The organism is Halomonas sp. (genome assembly GCF_014859505.1).
Classification (GTDB): Bacteria; Pseudomonadota; Gammaproteobacteria; order Pseudomonadales; family Halomonadaceae; genus Halomonas.
Genome location: NZ_JACUUD010000038.1, coordinates 1 through 22,981, shown reverse-complemented (window position 1 = coordinate 22,981; position 22,981 = coordinate 1). Strand labels below are relative to the sequence as shown.

Below are 22,981 nucleotides of genomic sequence, written 5' to 3'. Positions count from 1 at the left end.
ACCGAGCGGTGCTGGCCGCCGGTGCAGCCGATGGCCACCGTCAGGTAGCTGCGGTGGCTGGCCAGGTAGGCGGGCAGCCAGCGCTCTACCCAGGCCTGGATATCGGCGCGCATCTCGTCGACCAGCGCATAGCTCTCCAGAAAGGCGATGACCGGCGCGTCGCGGCCGGTGCTGGCGCGCAGCTGCGGGTCCCAGTAGGGATTGGGCAGGCAGCGGGCATCGAATACCAGGTCGGCGTCCAGCGGAACCCCACGCTTGAAGCCGAAGGACTCGAAGGTCAGGGTGAGCTGGTCGGGCCGGTGGCGGGCCACCTGGTCGGCGATACGGCCCCGCAATTCGTGGACCGAGAGCCGCGAGGTGTCGATGACCAGGTCCGCCAGGTCACGAATCTCGGAGAGCGCCAGCTCCTCGGAGTCTATCGCCTCGGCCAGGGTCATCTGGCTGTCCCGGGTCAGCGGATGTCGGCGGCGCGTTTCCGAGTAGCGCTCCAGCAGGATGCGGGCATCGGTGGTCAGGTAGATCACCTGGCAGGCGATGCCGCGGTCGCGCACCTCCTGCAGTAGGCTGGGGAAGCGCTGCAGGGCCTGGGGCAGGTTGCGGGCATCGATGCTGACGGCAATGGAAGAGCGCGGCGATTCCGGTCCCTTGAGCTCGTCGACCATTGAGCCGAGCAGCATGGCCGGCAGGTTGTCGATGGCGTAATAGCCGAGGTCTTCCAGGGCCTGCAGCGCGATCGACTTGCCCGAGCCGGAACGACCGCTGATGATCACGAGCTGCATGGGGTCTCCTGGTCGTTAATCTGGCCGGGCGGCCCGTGGGGCGAGTTACCCCTGTCGTCGGATCGCCTCGATGAGCCGTTCGTGGAGCTCACGCTGGCTTTCGCTCTTGCGCAGCCCGCTGCGGGTCTCGGCGTCGTTCATGACGCCGGCCACCTGGGCGAGCAGGGCCAGGTGGGCGTCGTCGGCCTCCTCGGGCACCAGCAGCACAAATACCAGGTCGACCGGCTCGCCGTCGATGGCATCGAAGTCGACCGGTTCGGCCAGTTTCAGGAAGCCGGCGATGGGAGTCTTGCAGTGGGGGCTGCGGGCATGGGGGATGGCCACCCCGTGGCCGATGCCGGTACTGCCCAGCCGCTCGCGTCCGATCAGCCGGCTGAATACCTCCTGGCTGTCGAGACTCGGCGTATTCTGGGCGATGAAGGTGCTGAAGAACTCCAGCACCCGTTTCTTGCTGCCCCCGGGGACACCGAACAGGGTGCGCTCCGGGGGCAGGATGGTTTCCAGTGACATGACAGGCTCAGCGAGCGCCGGCGCCCTGGGCGCGGGCCTGGGCCTTTTCCTTGTGCTTGACCAGCTGGCGATCGAGCTTGTCGGCCAGGGCGTCGATGGCAGCGTACATGTCGCCATCCTGGGCCTCGGCGTGCAGGTCGGCACCGGCGGCGTGCAGGGTACAGGCGGCGTGCTGGCGCTCCTTCTCCACGGACAGGGTCACATGCACGTTGGTGATGTTGTCGTAGTGGCGCTCCACGCGTGCCAGTTTTTCGTCCACATAGCCACGCAGGGCATCGGTCAGTTCCACATGATGGCCGGTGATGTTGACTTGCATGACACGCTCCTTGCTCGTTGGTTATGAGTCGATTGTAACCCTTTTTCCTGCCTTGCATACCCCTCGCACTGCCGCCGGGTCGGCGGGCCTGATGCAGGTCAGCGAAGCGCGCGCGGGTGGTGCCCGGCACGCGACGCGGCCGGCGTTCCGGGGCATGCTGGGAGGTGGGATCGGTGCCGCGTTGGTATCATCTCAGCCGCTTGCGTTCGCTGGAGGAGGGGATACCCATGGCCTCGCGGCCGGCTATCGAGAGCGCGACGGTGCGCCTGAGCTATCTCAGCCGCTTGCGTTCGCTGGAGGAGGGGATGCCCATGGCCTCGCGGTACTTCGCGACGGTTCGCCTGGCCACCTGGATGCCGGCCTCGTCGAGCAGGGTCACCAGCTTGCTGTCGGAGAGCGGCTTGCGCGGCGATTCCTCCTGGATCAGCTTGCGCAGGCGCGCGCGGATGGCAGTGCTGGAGTGGGCGTCGCCCTCGCCGTTGCCACCCACCTGGCTGGAGAAGAAGAACTTCAGCTCGAACACGCCTCGCGGGGTGTGGATGTATTTCTGGGTGGTGACCCGGGAGATGGTCGACTCGTGCATCTCCACGACCTTGGCGATATCGGCCAGGATCAACGGCCTCATCGCCTCCTCGCCGCGCTCCAGGAAGTCGAGCTGGCGGACCATGATCTCGCGCCCGACGCGCAGCAGGGTATCGTTGCGGCTGGAGAGGCTCTTCATCAGCCAGCGAGCCTCCAGCAGGTGGTCCTTGAGAAACTGGTTGTCCTGGCTCTTGTCCGCGCGACGGATCAGGGCAGCATAGTCGGGCTGGATGCGCAGCCGCGGCAGGGCCTCCTGGTTGAGCTCCACGTGCCAGCCGCGGCTGTCGTGGTGTGCCACCAGGTCGGGAATCACATAGTCATTCTCGACGCTCGAGTAGGCGCTGCCGGGGCGCGGGTCCAGGGAGCGTACCAGGGCGATGGCCGTGTCCAGTGCGTCGTCGTCGAGGCCCAGGCGGCGCTTCAGCAGGCGTCGATCGTCGCCGGCCAGGGCCTCGAGGAACTGGCGAACCAGTCGCCGCGCCTGGGGCAGCAGCGGGGTGTCGGCGGGCTGGACGGCAAGCTGCAGCATCAGGCACTCGCGCAGGTCCCGGGCAAAGACGCCGGTGGGTTCGAACTGCTGAAGGCGCAGCAGCACCTGTTCGATCTCGGCGCTGCGCAGTCCCTCGAGGCCCTGAGTCCTGAGGCCATCGCGGATCTCGTCAAGGGGCTGGGCCAGGTAGCCGGCGGCGTCCACGGCGTCGATCAGGCTCTCGGCGACCTGGCGCTCGCGTGGGGCCAGGTCGGTCATCGCCAGCTGCCAGGTCAGGTGTCCCTGCAGGCTCTGGCCAGCCGCCTCGCGCTCGAAGTCCGGGCCCTCGCCGCCACCGGCGGGGGCGGCCAGATCCTGGTAGGTATCCGACCAGTCGCTGTCGGTGACGAGCTCCTCGGGGATCTCGTTGGCCCAGTCGTCCTCCGGGGTCTCGCTCACCGTCTGTTCGCCGAACTCCTCCTCGAGCTCCAGCATGGGATTGGACTCCAGCGCCTGCTGGATCTCCTGGCGCAGGTCGAGGGTGGAGAGCTGCAGCAGGGCGATGGCCTGCTGGAGTTGGGGGGTCATGGTCAGCTGGGTGCCGACGCGCAGCTGCAGGGAGGCTTTCATGGCCATCGTGATGGTCTGCCCTCGTGTGCCAGGAAGTGGCCGAAAGCCTCACCCTAGCCCGGGTGCCGCGGTCTTGCAAGCGCTGGTCCTGCAAATTGTATGCCAGACGCAATTCACATACCGTCATTGAATTACGACAGGCATATCAGAGGATTGCGATCATGAGGGCCGCAGGAAAGATGCCGATGGACAGGAGACCCGTGGTCAGAGACGGAAATCCTGGCCCAGGTAGACCTCGCGCACCCGCTGGTTGGCCAGTATCGCCTCGGCGTTCCCCTCGGCGATGATCTGGCCGTCGCCGACGATGTAGGCGGTGTCGCAGATGTCGAGTGTCTCGCGAACATTGTGGTCGGTGATCAGCACGCCGATGCCGCGGGCCTTGAGCTGGCGGATGACGCCCTTGATCTCGCCCACCGAGATGGGGTCGACCCCGGCGAAGGGCTCGTCGAGCAGGATGAAGGCGGGTTCCGTCGCCAGGGCCCTGGCAATCTCCACCCGCCGTCGCTCGCCGCCGGAGAGGCTCATGCCGAGGTTGTCGCGGATATGAGTCACATGAAACTCCTCGAGCAGCTGCTCGAGGCGGGCGCGACGCCCATCCCGATCGAGGTCCTTGCGGGTCTCGAGGATTGCCATGATGTTGTCGGCCACGGAGAGCTTGCGAAAGATCGAGGCCTCCTGAGGCAGATAGCCGATGCCGGCCCGGGCGCGCTGGTGCATGGCGGCCCGCGACAGGTCCAGGTCGTCGATGGCCACCTCGCCGGCATCGGCGCGCACCAGTCCCACGATCATGTAGAAGGAGGTGGTCTTGCCGGCCCCGTTGGGCCCGAGCAGGCCGACGATGCTGCCCTGGCGGATGGACAGGTTGATGTCCTTGACCACCCGGCGGCGCTTGTAGCTCTTGGCCAGGTGGCGGGCGTGGAGGGTCTTCATGGGCGGCCTTACTGCTCGGGCTGGAGGGTCATGCGGATGCGCTGGCGCCCTTCGACGCCCTCGCTCTCGCTGCGGGCCTGGACCACGCGGCGGTCGAGGAAGTACTCCAGGTAGCCGCCGTCGAAGGTGTCGCCGCCCTGATGCAGCTCGGCGCGGTCGATCAGCTCCATGCGGCGCTCGGCCACGTGGTAGATGATGGTGCGGCCCCAGCCGCGCACCATCGGCTCGCTGGGGTCGGGTTGCTGCTCCAGGTAGGCGCGCTCGCCGGTGGCGATGGCTCGCGAGAGCTGGCCCTGGGCGTTGCGCTGGATCTCCACCCGGTCGCCGGTCAGGCGCATGCTGCCCTGGCGGATATCCACCTCGCCGGTGTAGATGGCGGTGCCGGCGCGGTCGTCCAGGTCGAGCCGGTCGGCCTCCACCTCGATGGGGGCCTCGGCGTCGCGGCTCTGGGCCAGGGTCGGCGCGGCGACCAGCGGCAGCAGCAGGCAGAGCAGCAGGGCGGAGGTTCGCTTCATGGCTGGGGGTCCTCTCGGGTCTCGGGCGGATGGTGGCCGCGCACATTGTCGGTCAGCCGGGCGCGGTTGTCATGGAGCCAGGCGTCGAAGCGCTCACCGCGCATGTGCTGGGGAGGCTGCTGGAGCAGGGCCGGGGTGTCGCTCCAGGCGTGGCCGCTGTTGGCGTCATAGTGGAGCACCTCGGTGTCGAGCTGCCAGCGCTCCTCGGGGGCGAGGAGGCGGGCGCTGCCGGAGAGCGTCAGCGGGTTGCCGCCGGCACCCAGCACGCCGCTGTCGGCCGTTGCCAGCCATTCGCGGCCGGCGCTGTCGAAGAGCCGGGCGTCGGGGGTCTCGAGGCGGGTGACGTCGTCATGGGGGGTGTGCACCAGGCGCGGGGTATCGACGCGCTGGTGGGCACGCCCCTGGGCGTCGAAGCGAGTCAGCCGCGCGCCCTCCAGGTAGAAGTCGGGTTCGCCGGCCGCGTCCCTGGGCACCGCGCCGGGCTCGCGCACGCTGCGCGAGTCGAGCAGCACCATCACGCCGCCCAGCGCCACCAGCAGCAGGAACAGCCAGACCCGAAATGATGGCCGCGGCAGGGTCATGGGCTCAACCGGCCCCGTGCAGGTAGGTATCGAGCACCGCATCCCAGTGGCCCTGGGCCTTGAGCAGGGTGTCGCAGACCTCGCGGGCCGCCCCCTGACCGCCGCTTCTGACCGTCACCCAGTCGGCGTGCTTGCGGATGTACTCGGGGGCGTTGGGCACGCTGATTCCCACGCCGGCGCGGCGGATGGCGCCCACATCGGGCATGTCGTCGCCGCAGTAGGCGACCTGGTCGAACTCCAGGCCGAGGCGGGTGCAGAGGTCGCGCAGCACCGGCAGCTTCTTCTCCACGCCCTGGAAGACGTGCTGGACCCCCAGTGCCGCGGCACGGTGGCTCACCGTGGGCGAGTCGCGGCCGGTGATCAGCGCCACCTCGATGCCGGCACGCTTGAGCAGCTTGAGACCATGGCCATCCTGGACGTTGAACGCCTTGATCTCGGTGCCGTCGGCCTGGAAGAAGAGCTGGCCGTCGGTGAGGACGCCGTCGACGTCCAGGGCCAGCAGGCGGATGCGGCGCAGGCGGTCCACCAGTCGGGGGTCCTGCAGCGGAAGGTTGTGGGGCATGGGAGCTCCGGTTCGGTGAGTGGGAATCAGATCACGCCGCTGGCCAGCAGGTCGTGCATGTTCAGGGCGCCCACCGGGCGGCCCGTGTCGTCGACCACTGCCAGGGCGGAGATGCGGTGGTCCTCCATCAGCTTCACCGCCTCGGCGGCAAGCATTTCCGCTGCCACCCGCTTGCCGGGGCGAGTCATTACCTCATCGACGGTCAGGCCCGAGAGGTCGCTGTGCTGGTCCAGGGTGCGGCGCAGGTCGCCGTCGGTGTAGACCCCGGCCAGCTGGCCCTGTTCGTCCACCACGCAGGTAAAGCCGAGACCCTGGCGGGTGATCTCCAGCAGGGCGTCCCGCAGTGGGCTGCCCAGCGGTACGATGGGCAGCCGTGCGCCGTCATGCATCAGGTCGCCGACCCGCAGCAGCAGCCGCTTGCCGAGGCTGCCGCCGGGATGGGAGAGGGCGAACTCCTCGGCGGTGAAGCCGCGGGACTCCAGTAGCGCCACTGCCAGGGCATCGCCCAGCGCCAGGGCGGCGGTGGTGGAGGCGGTGGGGGCCAGGTCCAGCGGGCAGGCCTCGCGCTCGACCCCGGCGTCGAGGTGAGCCTCGGCGTGGCGCGCAAGCGTGGAGACGGGGCGGCCGGTCATGCTGATCAACGGCACGCCCATGCGCTTGAGCAGCGGCAGCAGGGCGGTCACCTCGGCGGTCTCGCCGGAGTTGGAGAGCGCCAGTACCACGTCACCGGGGGTGATCATGCCCAGATCGCCGTGGCTGGCCTCGCCGGGGTGCACGAAGAAGGCGGGCGTCCCGGTACTGGCCAGGGTCGCGGCGATCTTGCCGGCGACGTGGCCCGACTTGCCCATGCCGGTGACGATCACGCGGCCGTGGCAGGCCAGGATCAGCTGGCAGGCGTGGTCGAAGTCCGCGTCGAGTCGCTCGACGAGCGCCCCGATGGCCTGCTGCTCGAGCCGTAGAGTGCGACGGGCGCTGTCGCGCAGCAGGGAGGTGGCCGTGGGCTGGGGGATATGTTGAGTCATGGCGGTGATTGTTGCCTGTTGCGCGGGTTCACTCAAGTGGCGACGCCGAGACTGGCCACGCCGACCCAGGCCAGGTAGCCCAGATAGCTGGTCGCCAGCAGGGCGCCGGGGACTCTCCCGATCCGCCCGCGGCGCTGCCAAAGCAGCAGCATGCCCAGCGCCAGGGTCAGCGCGAGCATCACCGGGTAGTCGCGGCCCGCGGCGGCGGGGTCGCTGGGGCCGGGGGCCAGCAGGCCGGGGATGGGCAGCACGATAAGGAGGTTGAAGAGGTTGGAGCCGATCACGTTGCCGATGGCGATGTCGTGGTGGCGCTTGAGGGCGCTGGCCACGCAGGCGGCGAGTTCCGGCAGGCTGGTGCCGATGGCGACCACGGTCAGCCCGATGACCAGTTCGCTGACGCCCAGGCCGCTGGCCAGTTCGCTGGCGCCCCACACCACGGCGCGTGAGCCGACGGCCAGCACCAGCAGTGTCGCCGCCAGCCAGGCAAGCGCGCGAGGCAGCGGCATGTCGGGGATCTCGCCGGCGGCGGCGTCGGGAACGTCCGGGGTGTCGGCGCGGAACAGCCACCACAGGCTGAACATCAGCAGCAACAGCAGGAAGAGGGCGTCGAAGCGGCCGAGGATGCCGTTGGCCAGGGCATAGCCGGCCAGGCCCGTGGCACCCAGCAGCAGGGGGAGCTCGCGGCGCACGATGGAGAAGCGCACCGGGATCGGCACGATCAGGGCGGTGATGCCCAGCACCAGGCCGATGTTGGCGATGTTGGAGCCCAGGGCGTTGCCGGTGGCCAGGTCGGGGATGCCGTCGAGGGACGCCATCGTCGAGACCACCATTTCCGGGGCCGAGGTGCCCAGCGCCACCACTGTCATGCCCACCAGCAGTGTGCTCATGCCGGCCTTGTGGGCGGTGGCCGCCGCCGCGCCCACAAAGCGGTCGGCGCTCCACAGCAGGGCCGCCAGGCCCAGCAGCACGACAATAAGCGGTACCAGCATGGGGTGTCCTTGGCCGAGAAGCGGAAAGGGCGCATTAGACGCGTTGGCCTCGGGGAGTGCAAGGCCGCGAGGGGCGGGCGATGAGCGTGTCGCTGGCGCCGGCCAGGGTAGTTAGGATACGATGTTCGATAATTATTCCCAGGGTTACCGAGAGAGTTGAAGAGCCGATGAGTGACACACCCTTCGTGGTGGTCGAGGGCCTGCATTTCTCGCGAGGTGACATGGAGATCTTTCGCGGCGTCGATCTCTCCATTCCCCGGGGCAGGATTACCGCCATCATGGGTCCCAGCGGCACCGGCAAGACCACGATGCTGAAGCTGATCGGCGGTCAGCTGACCCCCGATTCGGGTCGTGTGCTGATCGACGGCGAGGACGTGCATCGCCAGTCGCGCCGCGCGCTGTTCACCATGCGACAGCGCATGGGCATGCTGTTCCAGAGCGGGGCGCTGTTCTCGGACCTCAGCGTGTTCGAGAACGTCGCCTTTCCGCTGCGCGTGCACACCGATCTGCCCCAGGCGATGATCCGCGATCTGGTGCTGATGAAGCTCGAGGCGGTGGGGTTGCGCGGCGCCCGGGAGCTGATGCCCGCTGAGCTCTCCGGCGGCATGGCGCGCCGGGTGGCGCTGGCCCGGGCGATGGCCCTGGACCCGGAGCTGATCCTCTACGACGAGCCCTTCGTCGGCCAGGATCCGATCTCCATGGGCGTGCTGGTGCAACTGATCAAGCGGCTCAACGAGGCCCTGGGGCTCACCTCCATTGTGGTCTCCCACGATATCAAGGAGACCCTGACCATTGCCGACTATGTCTATGTGATCGCCGATGGTCAGGTGATGGCCCACGGCACCCCGCAGAGCCTCGACGTGGACCGGGACCCTCGGGTCAGCCAGTTCGTCCACGGCGAGCCCGACGGTCCGGTGCCCTTCCACTATCCGGCGGTGGACTTCTACACCGACATCCTCGACGCGGGAGGGCGGCGATGATCGCGCGTATCATGGGCCTGGGGCGGCGCGGCTGCGACCTGCTCGAGTCGCTGGGCCGCGCCGGCATCTTCGTTGCCCAGTCGGCGGTGGGTGTGCCCAGTCGCGAGGGCTGGCACCTGTGGCTGCGCCAGATGCACTTCGTGGGCGTGCTGTCGCTGGCCATCGTGCTGGTCTCGGGGCTCTTCATCGGGATGGTGCTGGCGCTGCAGGGCTACACCCTCCTGGTCGACTTCGGCGCCGAGCAGGCGCTGGGGCAGATGGTGGCGCTGTCGCTGTTGCGCGAGCTGGCGCCGGTGGTGGCGGCGCTGCTCTTCGCCGGCCGGGCCGGCTCGGCGCTGACCGCCGAGATCGGCCTGATGAAGGCCACCGAGCAGCTCTCCAGCATGGAGATGATCGGCGTCGACCCCCTGCGCCGAGTGGTGGCGCCTCGCCTGTGGGCGGGTTTCGTGGCCCTGCCGCTGCTGACCATCGGCTTCAGCGTGGTCGGCATCTACGGGGGCTACCTGGTGGGCGTGGAGTGGCTCGGTGTCTTCGAGGGCTCCTACTGGGGCAATATGCAGGCCAGCGTCGAGTTCGTCGGTGACATCGGCAACGGCATGGTCAAGAGCCTGGTCTTCGCTGTGGTGGTGACCTGGATCGCGGTATTCCAGGGCTATGACCTGGTGCCCACCTCGGAGGGGATCTCCCGGGCCACCACCCGCACGGTGGTCTATTCCTCGCTGGCCGTGCTCGGCCTCGATTTCGTCCTGACTGCAGTGATGTTCGGCGGCCTCTCCTGATCGTGAGCGAGGAGCGGCGGCAAGCCTTGATGTTCGGAGAGAAGCGATGAAGCGCAGCAAGATGATGGAGCTGGGGGTGGGGCTGTTCATGCTCGCCGGCATTCTCGGCCTGGTATTCCTCGGCCTGCGGGTCAGCGGGATGACCCTCCAGCCCCCGGGGGATAGCTTCCGCCTGGAGGCCAATTTCGCCAACATCGGCAGCCTCAAGCCGCGGGCACGCGTCACCATGGCCGGCGTTACGGTGGGCCGGGTGTCGGCCATCGAGCTGGATACTGACTGGTACGACGCCCGGGTGATGCTGGAGCTGGATGGTGACCTGGAGGGCAAGCTCTCCCGGGATACTACCGCGGCGATTCTCACCGCCGGCCTGCTCGGCGAGCAGTATATCGGGCTCTCCGTGGGCGGCGACCCGGAGACCCTGGCCAATGGTGACACCCTGCGTGACACCCAGTCGGCCATCGTGCTGGAAGAACTCATCCAGCAGTTCGTGTCCAATATGGTCAGCGATTGACGCGCAGGCGCGTCAATCTGGTCCGCTTCAAGGAGAGTGACAGCATGCACCGCCTTTACCTTCCCATCCGTTCGCTGCTGGTCGGCCTGCTGCTGACCCTGTTTGCCCTGCCGGCCGCGGCGGCCCCCGAGCGCACCCCCGAGCAGGTGATCCGCCTGAGCGTCGAAACGCTGACCGCCGAGATCGAGGGGCGTCGCGACTACTTCGCCGCCAACATCGACGAGCTCAAGGGACTGGTCGACGACAGTCTCGATGACATCGCCGACTTCCGCTATATCGGTGCCAGCGTGATGGGGCGCTACTTCCAGAATGCCACCCCTCAGCAGCGCTCGCGCTTCGCCGACACCTTCCGCAAGACCCTGATCGACACCTACACCAAGGGCCTGGTTACCTTCGATTATCGTGAGCTGCGCGTGCTGGACACCCAGCGACCCCAGCGGCACGAGGATCAGGCCAGCGTCGACATGGAGGTGGTGGCCGCCAGCGGTCAGGTCTATCCGGTCAGCTACTCCCTGCGCCTCTCCGACAATGAGTGGCGGGTGGTCAACGTGATCGTCAATGGCATCAACCTGGGCCTGACCTTCCGCAACCAGTTCGATCAGGCGATGCGTGACAAGGGGCGCGACTTCGACGCGGTGATCGACGGCTGGGCGCCGGAACTCGCCGTCGAGGAACTGGAGGAGGGCGGCAGCGCATGACGGCCCTGCTGGAGAGCGGCAGCGTGAGGCTGGAGGCAGATGACAGCGTGCTCAAGGTCGAGGGCCAGGTGGGCTTCGATGCCGCCACGGCATTGGCCGAGACAGGCCGCGACTGGCTCGCCGAGCAGCCTGCCGGCAGCCGGGTGACCTTCGACCTCTCCGGTGTGGCCGACGTCAGCAGCGCGGCGTTCAGTGTACTGCTGGAGTGGGCCCGCGCCGCCCGCACCGCCGGCCTAGAGCTGCAGGCGGTGCGGCTCTCCCCGGCCCTGCGCCGTCTCGCCGATCTCGCCGGACTGGAGCGCCTGCTCCCCGTGGAGAGCGCCGCCGCCTGAGTCGCGGCGGCGCCGAGATCGCCAAGCGACGCGCTTTTCATTACCATGGGCCAACCCCGTTTCGTGCCATCGGCCGCGTCGCGCCCGGTGGCCTTCCCGTTTCAGACACAGGAGTGCCTCACCATGCACCCCAGCGACGTCAAGGCGCTGCTCGATACGCGCATCGATGGCTGCGAGTTTCATATCCAGGGCGAAGGCTGCAACTTCCAGGTGGTCGCCGTGGGCGAGGTCTTCGACGGTCTCTCGCCGGTCAAGCGCCAGCAGCTCATCTACGGCGCGCTCGCCGAGGAGATCGCCTCCGGCGCCCTGCATGCGGTCAGCATCAAGACCTATACCCCGGCGCAATGGAGCAGCGCGCCGGAAAACGCTGGCGCCTGAGATCGAACCCCATGGACAAGTTGATCATCACCGGCAATGGGCCGGTCGACGGCGAGGTGTGGGCCAGCGGCGCCAAGAACGCTGCCCTTCCGATCCTCTGCGCCACCCTGCTCTCCGAGGAGCCGGTGACCATCGGCAACCTGCCGCACCTGCAGGACATCACCACGACGCTGGAGCTGCTCGGTCATCTGGGCCTCGAGCCGGTGATGGGCGAGAAGATGACCATCCAGCTCGACGGCGCCCAGGTGAAGCACTGCGACGCGCCTTACGAGCTGGTCAAGAAGATGCGCGCCTCCATCCTGGTGCTGGGACCGCTGATCGCCCACTTCGGCCATGCCGACGTCTCCCTGCCCGGCGGCTGCGCCATCGGTTCGCGGCCGGTGGACCTGCACCTGCGCGGCCTGGAGGCCATGGGCGCCGAGATCCGCGTCGAGGGCGGCTATATCCTGGCCCGGGTGGACGGCCGCCTCAAGGGCGCCACCATCTTCTTCGATACCGTGACGGTGACCGGCACCGAGAACCTGCTGATGGCGGCGACGCTTGCTGACGGCACCACGGTGCTGGAGAATGCCGCCCGGGAGCCCGAGGTGGTCGACCTGGCCGAGTGCCTGATCAAGATGGGCGCGAAGATCCGCGGTCACGGCAGCGACACCATCGTCATCGAGGGCGTCGAGCGCCTCCACGGCGCCTATCACCACGTGATGCCCGATCGCATCGAGACCGGCACCTTCCTGGTGGCCGCGGCGCTCTCCCGGGGGCGTGTCAAGGTGCGTCGCACCCGCGCCGACATTCTCGAGGCGGTGCTCGCCAAGCTGGAGGAGGCCGGCGCCGAGATCACCAGCGGCGACGACTGGATCGCGCTGGACATGCACGGCAAGCGCCCGCGGCCGGTCAATATCCGCACCGCCCCCTATCCGGCCTTTCCCACCGACATGCAGGCGCAGTTCGTGGCCATGAACGCGGTGGCCGAGGGCACCTCCCGGGTGGTGGAGACCATCTTCGAGAACCGCTTCATGCACGTCCAGGAGCTCAACCGCATGGGGGCGAAGATCGCCCTGGAGGGCAACACCGCGGTGATCGAGGGGGTCGAGCGCCTCTCCGGTGCCCCGGTGATGGCCACCGACCTGCGCGCCTCGGCGTCGCTGGTGATCGCGGCGATGATGGCCGAGGGCGAGACCCTGGTGGACCGCATCTACCATATCGACCGCGGCTACGAGTGCATCGAGGAGAAGCTGCAGCTGCTGGGTGCGCAGATCCGACGCGTACCGGGCTAAGGACGACCAAGGCGAGAGCATGAGCAAACAACTGATCCTGGCCCTGTCGAAGGGCCGCATACTCGACGAGACCCTGCCGCTGCTGGCCGATGCCGGCATCACCCCGGCCGAGGACCTGGGCAAGAGCCGCAAGCTGCTGTTCGACACCAACCTGCCCGACGTCAAGCTGGTGGTGATCCGCGCCACCGACGTGCCGACCTACGTCCAGCTGGGCGCCGCCGATCTCGGCGTGGCCGGCAAGGATGTGCTGCTCGAGCATGGCGCCGAGGGGCTCTATGAACCGCTGGACCTGGAGATCGCCCGCTGCAAGCTGATGACCGCCGGTATCACCGGCGCCGAGCCGACCCGGGCGCGTCGGCGAGTGGCCACCAAGTTCGTCAATGTGGCGCGGCGCTGGTACGCCGAGCAGGGCATCCAGGCCGAGATGATCAAGCTCTATGGGGCCATGGAGCTGGCGCCGCTGATGAACCTGGCCGACGAGATCGTCGACATCGTCGATACCGGCAACACCCTGCGTGCCAACGGCATGGAGCCCCGCGAGCTGATTGCGCCGATCTCCACCCGGCTGGTGGTCAACAAGGCCGCCATGACCATGAAGCACGTGCACATCAAGCCGCTGCTGGAGCGCCTCGGCCAGGCCGTGGCCGCGCGCCGGCAAGTCGTCGTTTGAGAAAGTCACCGCCCGAGGGCTGCTGTTGGCCGATAGCCGCCGCGCCTCAATGCCATCGTCGCAGGGCTCTTGCCCGGAGCGACCTGGCGCCGAACAATGCCTGATTCACCCGATTCGTGACGGAAGCAGCCATGACCGAGACAACCGCTCCCTCCGGCATCGCCCGGCTCTCCACCGACGATGCTGGCTTCGAAGATCGCCTGTCGACCCTGCTGGCCTGGGAGGGCGTCTCCGACGCCGCAGTGCAGGCGCGCGTCGACGAGATTATCGCCGCGGTGAAGAGCCGTGGTGATGAGGCCCTGGTGGAGACCAGCAACCGCTTCGATCGCCTCACGGTGACGAGCATGGCCGAGCTGACCCTCTCCGCCGAGCGTCTGCGCCAGGCCTACGACGGCCTGCCCGCCGAGCAGCGCGAGGCGCTGGCCCAGGCCGCCGAGCGCATCCGCCTCTACCACGAGCGCCAGAAGCCCGAATCCTGGCATTACACCGAGGCCGACGGCACCGTGCTGGGCCAGCAGGTGGTGCCGCTGGACCGCGCCGGCATCTACGTGCCCGGCGGCAAGGCCGCCTATCCCTCCTCGGTGCTGATGAATGCCATCCCTGCCCACGTAGCCGGGGTGCGCGAGATCATCATGGTGGTGCCGACGCCGGATGGTGTGCTCAACGAACTGGTGCTGGCGGCGGCCCACCTGGCCGGCGTAGACCGGGTGTTTACCCTGGGCGGCGCCCAGGCGGTGGCAGCGCTGGCCTACGGCACCGAGACGGTGCCGCGGGTGGACAAGGTCGTCGGCCCCGGCAACATCTATGTGGCCACCGCTAAGCGCGCGGTGTTCGGCCAGGTGGGCATCGACATGATCGCCGGCCCCTCGGAGATCCTGGTGATCTCCGATGGCGGCACCGATCCCGACTGGCTGGCCATGGACCTCTTCTCCCAGGCGGAGCACGACGAGGATGCCCAGGCGATCCTGGTGAGCTGGGACGCCGAGCACCTCGACGCCGTCGGGGCCGCCATCGATCGGCTGCTGCCGACGCTGTCCCGCGAGGAGATCGCCCGCGAGTCGCTGGTGCGCCGTGGTGCGCTGATCCACTGCCGCGACCGTGCCGAGGCCATGACACTGATCAATCGCATCGCCCCCGAGCACCTCGAGCTCTCGGTGGCCAACCCCGAGGGCTGGCTGCCGGAGATCCGCCACGCCGGGGCCATCTTCATGGGTCGCTACACCGCCGAGGCGCTGGGCGACTACTGCGCTGGACCCAACCACGTGCTGCCCACCTCCGGCACGGCGCGCTTCTCCTCGCCGCTGGGGGTCTACGACTTTCAGAAGCGCTCCTCGATCATCCACTGCTCCGCCGAGGGGGCCTCGGCGCTGGGCAAGGTAGCGTCCGTGCTGGCCAGGGGCGAGTCGCTGACCGCTCACGCGCGCAGCGCCGAGTACCGTATCAAGGAGTGAGCTCGCGCCGATCGCATGCACCGAACTGAACGCGCAGGCCCCGCCATTAGGCGGGGCCTGCGCGTTGGGGGCCTGAGTTGGGGGCCTGAAGAGTGGCGCCCTGTGCTACCGGGCGCCGTGTCGGCTACTCCGGGCGGCGCGGCTCCGGTGGTTCCGGGCGGCGCAGCTCCGGCGGTGGGCGCTCGCCTACCTCCAGGGTGACCTCAAGCGTCTCGCCGCCGCGCACCACGGTGAGCGGCAGGGACTCGCCGGGCGCCACCGCCGCGATATCGGCCATCGTGGCCCGCGCATCGAGGATCGGCCGCCCGTCGATGGCCAGCAGCACGTCGCCGGGCTGCAGGCCGGCCCGGTCGGCAGGCCCGCCGGCTACCACGCCGGCGATCACCACGCCGCGGGGGGCCTGCAGGCCGAAGGAGGCCGCCAGCTCCGGGTTGAGCTCCTGGGCCTCCACCCCCAGCCAGCCGCGGATCACCCGGCCCTGGGTGACCAGCTCCTCGAGAATGTTGGCGGCCAGGTTGGCGGGAATGGCGAAGCCGATCCCCTGGGAGCCACCGGAGCGCGAGAAGATGGCGGTGTTGATGCCGACCAGCGCACCCTCGGCGTTGACCAGGGCGCCACCGGAGTTGCCGGGGTTGATGGCGGCGTCGGTCTGGATGAAGTCCTCATAGGCATTGAGCCCCAGATGGCTGCGCCCGGTGGCGCTGATGATGCCCATGGTGACGGTCTGACCCACGCCGAAGGGGTTGCCGATGGCTAGCGACACATCGCCGATGGCGACCTTGGTGGAGTCGGCCAGCTCGATCACCGGCAGGGACTCGAGGTCGATGCGCAGCACGGCCAGGTCGCTCTCCGGGTCGGTGCCGACCACCTCGGCCAGGGTCTCGCGACCGTCGCGCAGGGCCACCTGGATCTGGTCGGCGCCGCCGATGACATGGTGATTGGTGAGCACATAGCCCTCCTCGCTGACGATCACGCCGGAACCGAGGCTCGAGAGCATGCGCTGGCGGGCCGGCACGTCATCACCGAAGAACTGTCGGAAGAAGGGGTCCGACATCAGCGGGTGCTGGTCGCGCTCCACCACCCGGGAGGAGTAGATGTTGACCACCGCCGGCGCCGCCTTCTCCACGGCGGCGGCATAGCTCACCGGCCCCTGCTCGCGGGAGAGCGGGGCGGCCTGGCGCAGCTCCGGGGCGGGGCGCGGTTCGGTCTCCTGCGGTGCCTCGACCCGGGGGGAGACGGTCAGTGGCACCTGGGCGCCTGGCGCCTCCGCAGGGGGGCGGGGCGGTGCCGTGGGGTCGGCCTGTCGGCCCGTGAGCTGGGGAAAGGCGTTGAGCAGCACCACGGCCAGCAGCACGCCGATGGTGGTCGGCAGCAGGTAGGGCGTAAGCGTGCGCAGAAAGCGTGGCATGCGGGTCGGCGTCCTTGTGGCGGGCGGTCGCGAGGGCAGGGCGAGGGCCAAGCGGTGCGGTAGAATGCGGTAGAAGAGGTCGCGTCGGTACAATGATGTGAATTGTAACATTGTCACCCGGTAGACGTAGGGAGGACCCATGACGAATCGCGATGACCTGGTGGTTGCCTGTGACCGAGAGCTGGCGGTCGAGCGCTTCACGGACTTTACCCTCAATGGCCTGCAGGTCGAAGGTCGGGAGACTGTCCGCCGGGTGCTGAGCGGGGTCACCGCCTGCCAGGCGCTACTCGACGAGGCGGTGGCCTGGCAGGCGGACCTGGTGCTGGTCCACCACGGCTTCTTCTGGAAGAACGAGCCGGTCGCGATCACCGGCATGAAGCGCCGGCGCATCCGGACCCTGCTGGCCCATGACATGAGCCTGTTGGCCTACCATCTGCCGCTGGATGCCCACGCGACTCTGGGCAACAACGCCGAGCTGGGCCGGCTGCTTGACTTCCATGTGCAGGGCTGCGCCGATGGCGAACTCGGCGAGGGACTGCTGTGGCTGGGGGCGGCGCCCGCGGGGTTGGATGCCCGTGGGCTGGCCGATCACGTCGGCGAGCGGCTTTCGCGTGAACCACTGCTGGTGGAGGCGCCGGGCAAGGGCGAGATTCGCCGGGTGGCCTGGTGCACGGGGGGCGCCCAGGACATGATCACCGCGGCCCGGGAGGCGGGGGCCGACGCCTTCATCTCAGGGGAGATCTCCGAGCGCACCACCCACCTGGCGCGGGAGTTGGGCATCCACTACCTGGCCGCGGGTCACCATGCCACCGAGCGCTATGGCGTCCAGGCCCTGGGGGCGTGGCTGGCCGGGGAGTTCGGCCTCGAGCATCGCTTCGTGGATATCGACAATCCCGCCTGAGGCCGGTGGAGGTCTGGGTGGTGAGGGGAACAGCTCAGTAACGGGGTGGCTGCGGCGCCTTGGAGTCTTCGTCGTCCTTGAGGCCAAAGTCCTCCGAGAGGGTGCCGCCGGTGCCATCGGCATAGTCACGGGGCATGGCCGGCGCCTCGCTGACCCCCTCCGTGGGTGCTTCGCTGGCGATACCCACCAGGGCGGCGGGTGGGGTTCCCTTGGCGCCCAGGCGTCTGGCGTCCTGTGACAGACGGCTGGCCAGTGCCTCGCTGTCCCGCTGCAGGGCGGCCACCAGGCGGGAGACGTCACCCAGATGGTCGTCCATGCCATCGCGCAGGGCTGCCAGCTCCCGGTCGCGCTCAGCCAGACGCTGGCGAAGCTTCTGCAGGCTGGAGGCGCTGGAGTTGAGCAGGTAGTAGCCCAGCGCTCCCAGCCCGATGCCGGCGAGCAGGCAGGCGATGGCCAGAAACCAGTTGATCTTGCTTGCGTCCACGTCTGTCTCCCTGTGGCGGTGGAACGGAGCGCGCCTGAGCGGGCCCGTCTCGGGACCCTATTATAGGGCCGAGCCGCGGCGGCGGGTCAACGCGCCCGCTCGCCTGCGGTCATGGCGATGCGTGCCGTTCCCGCTAGGCGTATAATGCTCAGCCATTCCCAGCCGAGACGGTCCGTTATCCGCATGAGTGCCACGCCGACCCCATCCGAGTCCCGAGACGCTCGCCTGTCGCCCACAGAGCGCTACCGCGCCGATCTGAAGCGGGACGACTTTCAGTACGATCCCGCCCAGGAGCAGGCGGTCGCCCATCTCCAGCGCCTCCATGACGAACTGGTGGTTACTCCGCGCACTCGGCCCCGGGCCGTGCCACCCAGGGGGGGAGTCGCCTCGCGCATGGCAGGGCTGTTCGGCAAGCGCGGCCGCCAGACATCTCCCCCCGAGCCGGTGCTGCCCGAGGTCACGGGGCTCTACTTCTGGGGCGGCGTGGGGCGCGGCAAGACCTATCTGGTGGATGCCTTCTATGAGTCGCTGCCCTTCCCGGAGAAGATGCGCACCCACTTCCACCGCTTCATGCAGCGGGTGCACAACGAGCTGACCCACTACAAGGGCGAGAAGAACCCCTTGACGCTGATCGCCGCCAAGTTTGCCGGCGAGGCGCGGGTGATCTGCTTCGATGAGTTCTTCGTCAAGGACATCACCGATGCCATGATCCTGGCCAACCTGCTCGAGGCGCTGTTCGAGCATGGCGTGGTGCTGGTGGCGACGTCCAATATCGTGCCCGATGACCTTTACAAGGATGGCTTGCAGCGCGCCCGCTTCCTGCCGGCCATCGAGCTGCTCAAGCGTCACTGCCAGGTGGTCAACGTCGACTCGGGCATCGATTACCGGCTGCGTGCTCTGGAGCGCGCCGAGATCTTCCATGCGCCGCTGGACGCCGCCGCCGAGACGGAGCTGGCGCGCAGCTTCCGGGAGATCGCCGGCCACGAGGGCGAGCTGAACGCGCCCATCGAGATCAACCATCGCGTGATGCATGCCCGCCGGCTGCACGACGACGTGGTATGGTTCGAGTTCCGCGAACTGTGCAATGGCCCGCGCAGCCAGAACGACTACATCGAGCTGGCCAGGGAATTCCATACCGTGCTGGTCTCCAATGTCACCCGCATGAGCGGGGCGACGGATGATCAGGCGCGGCGCTTCATCAACATGGTTGATGAGTTCTACGATCGCGGCGTCAAGCTGCTGATGTCTGCGGAGGAGCCCGCCGAGCGACTCTACGCCGACGGTCGGCTCGAGTTCGAGTTCCAGCGCACCCTCTCGCGGTTGCAGGAGATGCAGTCCCACGATTACCTGGCGCTGCCCCACAAACCGTGAGCGGCATTGCGCTCAAGGTCGCAGTTCATGTAGACTTCGCGCGCTCTACCTAGTTGTCCCCGCCCCGGGCGGATGGCAACCAAGAAGAATAGGGAAGGTTCCATGCCGGAGTGCCGGCTGAGAACCCAACACACTTGAACTGGTGATAGCTCCATGAAGACGTTCACTGCGAAGCCGCAGTCCGTCCAGCGCGACTGGTATGTCGTCGACGCCACGGACAAGACGCTCGGCCGCCTGGCCACCGAAATCGCTCGTCGCCTGCGCGGCAAGCACAAGCCGGAATTCACCCCGCACGTCGATACCGGCGACTACATTGTCGTGGTCAACGCCGAGAAGGTGAGGGTCACCGGCAACAAGGCCCAGGCCAAGACCTACTACCGCCATACCGGCTATCCCGGTGGCCTGCGCTCCATGACCTTCGACAAGCTGATCGTGCATGCGCCCGAGCGCATCATCGAGGGCGCCGTCAAGGGTATGCTGCCCAAGGGTCCTCTGGGTCGCGCCATGTACACCAAGCTCAAGGTCTATGCCGGTGCCGAGCATCCGCACGCCGCCCAGCAGCCGCAAGAACTGAACATCTGAGGGAGTCTTCGCCATGACACAGCAGTATTACGGTACCGGGCGCCGCAAGACCTCTACCGCGCGCGTCTTCATGAAGCCGGGCTCCGGCAAGATCACCGTCAACAGCCTTGAGCTGGACCAGTACTTCGGTCGCGTTACCGGTCGCATGGTAGTCCGCCAGCCCCTCGAGCTGACCGACACCCTGAGCCAGTTCGACGTCTTCGTCACCGTCAAGGGCGGCGGCGGTTCGTCCCAGGCCGGCGCCATCCGTCACGGGATTACCCGTGCGCTGATGGTGTACAACGAGGATTTCCGCGGTCAGCTGCGTGAAGCCGGCTACGTGACCCGCGATGCTCGCCAGGTCGAGCGCAAGAAGGTAGGTCTGCGCAAGGCGCGTCGTCGCCCGCAGTTCTCCAAGCGTTAAGCGCCGATTAACGCGCCATGTACGCTCACGCCCGGGTCTACGACCCGGGCGTTTTTGTTTCCGATCAATCGGTTATTGGCTGTGTTACACCTTCGTCAAGGGTGGTTGTCCTTGTATGGTGAGGCGCATTTTCTTACTATAGGCCGCATTTGGTATCTGTGGTCGCGGGACGCTTACTGCCCGTGATGGATCAACGGGTAAGCTGATGGGAGAAACCTTGAAATGGCAGACAACGGCGTAAACAAGGGTCGGCGCCGTTTCCTCGTAGGTGCCACCACCGTCGTGGGTGCGGTGGGTGCTGTCGGGGTAGCGGTCCCCTTTGTGGCTTCCTGGCAGCCCAGTGCCAGGGCGAGAGCGGCGGGTGCGCCGGTTCAGGCAGATGTGTCGAAGCTTGAACCGGGTCAGCGCATGACCGTCGAGTGGCGCGGTCGGCCGATATGGATCATCAACCGCACGCCGGAGATGATCGAGCGCACCGAGTCCTTCGACGGCTCGCGCCTCTCCGATCCCGATTCCGAGGTGCCGCAGCAGCCCGGCTATGTCTCCGGCCCGCTGCGCTCCATTCGACCCGAGATCGGCGTGCTGATCGGCATCTGCACCCACCTGGGTTGCTCGCCGCTCTTCCGTCCCGAGCCCGATGCGGTGGACGTGGACAACTGGCCGGGCGGTTTCTTCTGTCCCTGCCACGGCTCCTACTTCGACCTGGCGGGTCGCGTATTCCGCAACGTGCCGGCGCCCACCAACCTGGAGGTGCCACCGTATCGCTTCGAGACCGACGACATCATCATCGTTGGTGAAGACGAGGAGACTGCCTGATGGGTAACCCGAACAAGGTGAAGGCGGAAAAGGGCCTGATGCGCTGGGTCGATGACCGCTTTCCGGCCACCCAGATGTGGCAGGACCACATGGCGAAGTACTATGCGCCGAAGAACTTCAACTTCTGGTACTTCTTCGGTTCGCTGGCCCTGCTGGTGCTGGTCAACCAGATCTTGACCGGCGTGTGGCTGACCATGAGCTACAACCCCTCGGGCGAGGGCGCCTTTGCTTCCGTCGAGTACATCATGCGCGACGTGGAGTACGGCTGGCTGATCCGCTACATGCACTCCACCGGTGCGACGGCCTTCTTCGTGGTGATCTACCTGCACATGTTCCGTGGCCTGCTCTACGGTTCCTACAAGGCGCCACGCGAACTGGTGTGGATCTTCGGCATGGCGATCTACCTGGCGCTGATGGCCGAGGCCTTCATGGGCTACCTGCTGCCCTGGGGCCAGATGTCCTACTGGGGCGCCCAGGTGATAATCTCGCTGTTCTCGGCGATCCCGGTCATCGGTCCCGACCTGACCCAGTGGATTCGCGGTGACTTCCTGATCTCCGGCATCACCCTGAATCGCTTCTTCGCCCTGCACGTGGTGGCGTTGCCCATCGTGATCCTGGCGCTGGTGGTACTGCACATCATCGCCCTGCACGAGGTCGGTTCCAACAATCCTGACGGCATCGACATCAAGGCCAAGAAGGACGAGGCCGGCAAGCCCCTGGACGGCATTCCCTTCCATCCGTACTACACGGTGAAGGACCTGGTCGGTGTGGCGGTGTTCCTGTTCGTCTTCGCGGTCGTGATCTTCTACTTCCCCGAGGGCGGCGGTTACTTTCTCGAACGGCCCAACTTCGAGCCCGCCAATCCGATGGTGACCCCGGACCATATCGCGCCGGTGTGGTATTTCACGCCCTTCTACGCGATCCTGCGGGCGATCACCTTCGACCTGTTCGGCCTCGATGCCAAGTTCCTGGGCGTGCTGTTCATGGGCGGTGCCATCGCCATGCTGTTCGTGCTGCCCTGGCTCGATCGCAGCCCGGTGCGCTCCATGCGCTACAAGGGCTGGATGTCCAAGTCGATGCTGGCGCTGTTTGCCATCAGTTTCGTGATCCTAGGGATTCTCGGCGCGCTGCCGACCACCCCGATGCGCACCCTGATGTCTCAGCTGTGCACCGCGATCTACTTCGCCTTCTTCCTGCTGATGCCGATCTACACACGGCTGGAGAAGACCAAACCCGTTCCGGAAAGGGTGACTGGCTAATGAAAAAGCAACTGTTCGTACTGCTCTTCGCGCTGGTGCCCTTCACGGCCATGGCGGCTCCCGCGGGAGATGTTCCCTTCTCGATGACGCCGGATCTCAAGGACGAGGCGTCCCTGCAGCGGGGCATGCAACTCTTCACCAACTACTGCATGGGCTGCCACTCCCTGGAGCATAATCGCTTCGCACGCTCTGCCGAGGACCTGGGCATGCCCCAGGACCTGGTAGAGCAGAACCTTATCTTCTCCAGCCAGGTGGCGTTCAACGACCAGATGCACATCGCCATGACCCCCGAGGATGGCGCCAACTGGTTTGGTGCACCTGCGCCGGACCTGACCCTGCATGGTCGCCTGCGCGGCGGTGACTGGATCTACTCCTACCTGCTCTCCTTCTACAAGGATCCTAGCCGTCCCACCGGGGTCAACAACGCGGTATTCGACCTGGTGGCAATGCCCAACGTGCTCGAGCCCCTGCAGGGCGTGCAGGAGCGGGTGTGCAGCCAGAGCGATCGTCCCCTGCCGGGGGCCGAGCTGGACCCGCTGACCGGCAAGTACCAGTCATGTGACGTGCTGCAGGTGACCCGTCCCGGCAGCATGGAGCCGGACGAGTTCGAGGAGGCCGTCTACGATCTGACCAACTTCCTGGTCTACGTGGGTGAGCCCTCCAAGCTTCAGGCCCAGGCCCTGGCCCCCAAGGTGTTGATCTTCATCTTCATCTTCGGCGTGATTGCCTATCTGCTGAAGCGTGAGTACTGGCGCGACATCCACTGATCCACTGCGGTACAGACGTCTGGGGGCGCATG

28 protein-coding genes are annotated in these 22,981 nt (G+C 67.3%); 16 read left to right on the top strand and 12 right to left on the bottom strand.

Annotated elements, in window-relative coordinates; all coding sequences use genetic code 11:
* The 10 genes from rapZ to IBX53_RS07475 all read right to left on the bottom strand — a co-directional run.
* Positions 1-779 (bottom strand): RNase adapter RapZ (gene rapZ, locus IBX53_RS07520; RefSeq protein ID WP_290907390.1); only part of this gene is annotated, 779 nt, incomplete at its 3' end.
* 45 nt (positions 780-824) lie between these two features.
* On the bottom strand, positions 825-1,289 hold the full coding sequence (locus tag IBX53_RS07515) for a PTS sugar transporter subunit IIA (protein WP_290907387.1): 465 nt from the start codon (positions 1,287-1,289) through the stop codon (positions 825-827).
* 7 nt (positions 1,290-1,296) lie between these two features.
* Positions 1,297-1,605, bottom strand: a complete 309-nt coding sequence (gene raiA, locus IBX53_RS07510) for a ribosome-associated translation inhibitor RaiA (RefSeq protein ID WP_290907384.1) — start codon at positions 1,603-1,605, stop codon at positions 1,297-1,299.
* A gap of 271 nt (positions 1,606-1,876) precedes the next feature.
* The gene (locus IBX53_RS07505; RefSeq protein WP_290907381.1) at positions 1,877-3,292 is read right to left on the bottom strand and encodes an RNA polymerase factor sigma-54; all 1,416 of its coding nucleotides are present in this window, start codon (positions 3,290-3,292) and stop codon (positions 1,877-1,879) included.
* A gap of 198 nt (positions 3,293-3,490) precedes the next feature.
* Entirely contained in the window at positions 3,491-4,216 is a 726-nt protein-coding gene (lptB, locus tag IBX53_RS07500) for an LPS export ABC transporter ATP-binding protein (protein ID WP_290907378.1), read from the bottom strand.
* A gap of 8 nt (positions 4,217-4,224) precedes the next feature.
* On the bottom strand, positions 4,225-4,731 hold the full coding sequence (gene lptA / locus IBX53_RS07495) for a lipopolysaccharide transport periplasmic protein LptA (RefSeq protein ID WP_290907375.1): 507 nt from the start codon (positions 4,729-4,731) through the stop codon (positions 4,225-4,227).
* Positions 4,728-5,312, bottom strand: coding sequence for an LPS export ABC transporter periplasmic protein LptC (gene lptC, locus IBX53_RS07490; protein WP_290907373.1), 585 nt, complete (start codon positions 5,310-5,312; stop codon positions 4,728-4,730). The genes lptA and lptC overlap by 4 nt, the downstream gene beginning before the upstream one ends.
* 4 nt (positions 5,313-5,316) lie before the next feature.
* Positions 5,317-5,874: an HAD family hydrolase gene (locus IBX53_RS07485; RefSeq protein WP_290907370.1), complete on the bottom strand. Its 558-nt coding sequence runs from the start codon at positions 5,872-5,874 to the stop codon at positions 5,317-5,319.
* Between the two features lie 26 nt (positions 5,875-5,900).
* Entirely contained in the window at positions 5,901-6,896 is a 996-nt protein-coding gene (locus tag IBX53_RS07480; RefSeq protein WP_290907368.1) for a KpsF/GutQ family sugar-phosphate isomerase, read from the bottom strand.
* Between the two features lie 32 nt (positions 6,897-6,928).
* The gene (locus tag IBX53_RS07475) at positions 6,929-7,885 is read right to left on the bottom strand and encodes a calcium/sodium antiporter (RefSeq protein ID WP_290907365.1); all 957 of its coding nucleotides are present in this window, start codon (positions 7,883-7,885) and stop codon (positions 6,929-6,931) included.
* A gap of 167 nt (positions 7,886-8,052) precedes the next feature.
* Here IBX53_RS07475 and IBX53_RS07470 point away from each other — a divergent pair, with 167 nt between their 5' ends.
* The 9 genes from IBX53_RS07470 to hisD all read left to right on the top strand — a co-directional run bounded on the left by IBX53_RS07470 (position 8,053) and on the right by hisD (position 14,958).
* Positions 8,053-8,865, top strand: a complete 813-nt coding sequence (locus IBX53_RS07470; protein WP_290907361.1) for an ABC transporter ATP-binding protein — start codon at positions 8,053-8,055, stop codon at positions 8,863-8,865.
* On the top strand, positions 8,862-9,644 hold the full coding sequence (gene mlaE / locus IBX53_RS07465; protein ID WP_290907358.1) for a lipid asymmetry maintenance ABC transporter permease subunit MlaE: 783 nt from the start codon (positions 8,862-8,864) through the stop codon (positions 9,642-9,644). Before IBX53_RS07470 ends, mlaE begins: the two co-directional genes overlap by 4 nt.
* Before the next feature lie 46 nt (positions 9,645-9,690).
* Positions 9,691-10,155, top strand: coding sequence for an outer membrane lipid asymmetry maintenance protein MlaD (gene mlaD, locus IBX53_RS07460; protein ID WP_290907355.1), 465 nt, complete (start codon positions 9,691-9,693; stop codon positions 10,153-10,155).
* Between the two features lie 44 nt (positions 10,156-10,199).
* Entirely contained in the window at positions 10,200-10,853 is a 654-nt protein-coding gene (locus IBX53_RS07455) for a phospholipid-binding protein MlaC (protein ID WP_290907352.1), read from the top strand.
* Entirely contained in the window at positions 10,850-11,185 is a 336-nt protein-coding gene (locus IBX53_RS07450; protein ID WP_290907349.1) for a lipid asymmetry maintenance protein MlaB, read from the top strand. The genes IBX53_RS07455 and IBX53_RS07450 overlap by 4 nt, the downstream gene beginning before the upstream one ends.
* Before the next feature lie 123 nt (positions 11,186-11,308).
* Positions 11,309-11,563 (top strand): BolA family protein, encoded by a 255-nt coding sequence (locus IBX53_RS07445; protein WP_290907346.1) that lies wholly within the window; start codon positions 11,309-11,311, stop codon positions 11,561-11,563.
* A gap of 11 nt (positions 11,564-11,574) precedes the next feature.
* On the top strand, positions 11,575-12,837 hold the full coding sequence (gene murA / locus IBX53_RS07440; protein ID WP_290907343.1) for a UDP-N-acetylglucosamine 1-carboxyvinyltransferase: 1,263 nt from the start codon (positions 11,575-11,577) through the stop codon (positions 12,835-12,837).
* 19 nt (positions 12,838-12,856) lie between these two features.
* Complete coding sequence (gene hisG / locus IBX53_RS07435; protein ID WP_290907340.1) at positions 12,857-13,507, top strand: ATP phosphoribosyltransferase; 651 nt, start codon at positions 12,857-12,859, stop codon at positions 13,505-13,507.
* Positions 13,508-13,638: 131 nt separating this feature from the next.
* Positions 13,639-14,958: a histidinol dehydrogenase gene (gene hisD, locus IBX53_RS07430; protein WP_290907337.1), complete on the top strand. Its 1,320-nt coding sequence runs from the start codon at positions 13,639-13,641 to the stop codon at positions 14,956-14,958.
* A 124-nt stretch (positions 14,959-15,082) separates the two neighbouring features.
* Here the strand turns inward: hisD and IBX53_RS07425 are convergent, their stop codons facing one another.
* The gene (locus IBX53_RS07425) at positions 15,083-16,366 is read right to left on the bottom strand and encodes a Do family serine endopeptidase (RefSeq protein ID WP_290907334.1); all 1,284 of its coding nucleotides are present in this window, start codon (positions 16,364-16,366) and stop codon (positions 15,083-15,085) included.
* Between the two features lie 139 nt (positions 16,367-16,505).
* On the opposite strand from IBX53_RS07425, the gene IBX53_RS07420 reads away from it, so the two are divergent.
* Positions 16,506-17,267 (top strand): Nif3-like dinuclear metal center hexameric protein, encoded by a 762-nt coding sequence (locus IBX53_RS07420; protein ID WP_290907331.1) that lies wholly within the window; start codon positions 16,506-16,508, stop codon positions 17,265-17,267.
* A gap of 34 nt (positions 17,268-17,301) precedes the next feature.
* On the opposite strand, the gene IBX53_RS07415 is transcribed toward IBX53_RS07420, so the two are convergent.
* Complete coding sequence (locus IBX53_RS07415; RefSeq protein WP_290907328.1) at positions 17,302-17,751, bottom strand: DUF1043 family protein; 450 nt, start codon at positions 17,749-17,751, stop codon at positions 17,302-17,304.
* A gap of 183 nt (positions 17,752-17,934) precedes the next feature.
* On the opposite strand from IBX53_RS07415, the gene zapE reads away from it, so the two are divergent.
* From zapE to IBX53_RS07385, 6 genes are all read left to right on the top strand, one after another.
* Positions 17,935-19,122, top strand: a complete 1,188-nt coding sequence (gene zapE / locus IBX53_RS07410; RefSeq protein WP_290907325.1) for a cell division protein ZapE — start codon at positions 17,935-17,937, stop codon at positions 19,120-19,122.
* A gap of 153 nt (positions 19,123-19,275) precedes the next feature.
* Positions 19,276-19,704, top strand: coding sequence for a 50S ribosomal protein L13 (rplM, locus tag IBX53_RS07405; RefSeq protein ID WP_290907322.1), 429 nt, complete (start codon positions 19,276-19,278; stop codon positions 19,702-19,704).
* A 13-nt stretch (positions 19,705-19,717) separates the two neighbouring features.
* A complete protein-coding gene (gene rpsI, locus IBX53_RS07400; protein ID WP_290907319.1) occupies positions 19,718-20,107 on the top strand; it encodes a 30S ribosomal protein S9 in 390 nt (129 codons plus the stop codon).
* Positions 20,108-20,329: 222 nt separating this feature from the next.
* Positions 20,330-20,923, top strand: a complete 594-nt coding sequence (petA, locus tag IBX53_RS07395) for a ubiquinol-cytochrome c reductase iron-sulfur subunit (RefSeq protein WP_290907317.1) — start codon at positions 20,330-20,332, stop codon at positions 20,921-20,923.
* The gene (locus IBX53_RS07390; RefSeq protein ID WP_290907313.1) at positions 20,923-22,182 is read left to right on the top strand and encodes a cytochrome bc complex cytochrome b subunit; all 1,260 of its coding nucleotides are present in this window, start codon (positions 20,923-20,925) and stop codon (positions 22,180-22,182) included. The genes petA and IBX53_RS07390 overlap by 1 nt, the downstream gene beginning before the upstream one ends.
* On the top strand, positions 22,182-22,949 hold the full coding sequence (locus IBX53_RS07385) for a cytochrome c1 (protein ID WP_290907311.1): 768 nt from the start codon (positions 22,182-22,184) through the stop codon (positions 22,947-22,949). Before IBX53_RS07390 ends, IBX53_RS07385 begins: the two co-directional genes overlap by 1 nt.
* Positions 22,950-22,981: the final 32 nt, after the last annotated feature.

Bases quoted from the DNA above. Each gene is read 5' to 3' on its own strand.
- hisD (WP_290907337.1), top strand. From the start codon at position 13,639: ATGACCGAGACAACCGCTCCCTCCGGCATCGCCCGGCTCTCCACCGAC.
- IBX53_RS07390 (WP_290907313.1), top strand. From the start codon at position 20,923: ATGGGTAACCCGAACAAGGTGAAGGCGGAAAAGGGCCTGATGCGCTGG.
- IBX53_RS07455 (WP_290907352.1), top strand. From the start codon at position 10,200: ATGCACCGCCTTTACCTTCCCATCCGTTCGCTGCTGGTCGGCCTGCTG.
- raiA (WP_290907384.1), bottom strand. From the start codon at position 1,605: ATGCAAGTCAACATCACCGGCCATCATGTGGAACTGACCGATGCCCTG.
- IBX53_RS07385 (WP_290907311.1), top strand. From the start codon at position 22,182: ATGAAAAAGCAACTGTTCGTACTGCTCTTCGCGCTGGTGCCCTTCACG.
- hisG (WP_290907340.1), top strand. From the start codon at position 12,857: ATGAGCAAACAACTGATCCTGGCCCTGTCGAAGGGCCGCATACTCGAC.
- IBX53_RS07445 (WP_290907346.1), top strand. From the start codon at position 11,309: ATGCACCCCAGCGACGTCAAGGCGCTGCTCGATACGCGCATCGATGGC.
- IBX53_RS07505 (WP_290907381.1), bottom strand. From the start codon at position 3,292: ATGGCCATGAAAGCCTCCCTGCAGCTGCGCGTCGGCACCCAGCTGACC.
- lptB (WP_290907378.1), bottom strand. From the start codon at position 4,216: ATGAAGACCCTCCACGCCCGCCACCTGGCCAAGAGCTACAAGCGCCGC.
- lptC (WP_290907373.1), bottom strand. From the start codon at position 5,312: ATGACCCTGCCGCGGCCATCATTTCGGGTCTGGCTGTTCCTGCTGCTG.
- petA (WP_290907317.1), top strand. From the start codon at position 20,330: ATGGCAGACAACGGCGTAAACAAGGGTCGGCGCCGTTTCCTCGTAGGT.
- lptA (WP_290907375.1), bottom strand. From the start codon at position 4,731: ATGAAGCGAACCTCCGCCCTGCTGCTCTGCCTGCTGCTGCCGCTGGTC.
- IBX53_RS07515 (WP_290907387.1), bottom strand. From the start codon at position 1,289: ATGTCACTGGAAACCATCCTGCCCCCGGAGCGCACCCTGTTCGGTGTC.
- rplM (WP_290907322.1), top strand. From the start codon at position 19,276: ATGAAGACGTTCACTGCGAAGCCGCAGTCCGTCCAGCGCGACTGGTAT.
- rpsI (WP_290907319.1), top strand. From the start codon at position 19,718: ATGACACAGCAGTATTACGGTACCGGGCGCCGCAAGACCTCTACCGCG.
- mlaD (WP_290907355.1), top strand. From the start codon at position 9,691: ATGAAGCGCAGCAAGATGATGGAGCTGGGGGTGGGGCTGTTCATGCTC.
- IBX53_RS07475 (WP_290907365.1), bottom strand. From the start codon at position 7,885: ATGCTGGTACCGCTTATTGTCGTGCTGCTGGGCCTGGCGGCCCTGCTG.
- IBX53_RS07425 (WP_290907334.1), bottom strand. From the start codon at position 16,366: ATGCCACGCTTTCTGCGCACGCTTACGCCCTACCTGCTGCCGACCACC.
- IBX53_RS07480 (WP_290907368.1), bottom strand. From the start codon at position 6,896: ATGACTCAACATATCCCCCAGCCCACGGCCACCTCCCTGCTGCGCGAC.
- murA (WP_290907343.1), top strand. From the start codon at position 11,575: ATGGACAAGTTGATCATCACCGGCAATGGGCCGGTCGACGGCGAGGTG.
- IBX53_RS07470 (WP_290907361.1), top strand. From the start codon at position 8,053: ATGAGTGACACACCCTTCGTGGTGGTCGAGGGCCTGCATTTCTCGCGA.
- IBX53_RS07420 (WP_290907331.1), top strand. From the start codon at position 16,506: ATGACGAATCGCGATGACCTGGTGGTTGCCTGTGACCGAGAGCTGGCG.
- IBX53_RS07450 (WP_290907349.1), top strand. From the start codon at position 10,850: ATGACGGCCCTGCTGGAGAGCGGCAGCGTGAGGCTGGAGGCAGATGAC.
- mlaE (WP_290907358.1), top strand. From the start codon at position 8,862: ATGATCGCGCGTATCATGGGCCTGGGGCGGCGCGGCTGCGACCTGCTC.
- IBX53_RS07485 (WP_290907370.1), bottom strand. From the start codon at position 5,874: ATGCCCCACAACCTTCCGCTGCAGGACCCCCGACTGGTGGACCGCCTG.
- zapE (WP_290907325.1), top strand. From the start codon at position 17,935: ATGAGTGCCACGCCGACCCCATCCGAGTCCCGAGACGCTCGCCTGTCG.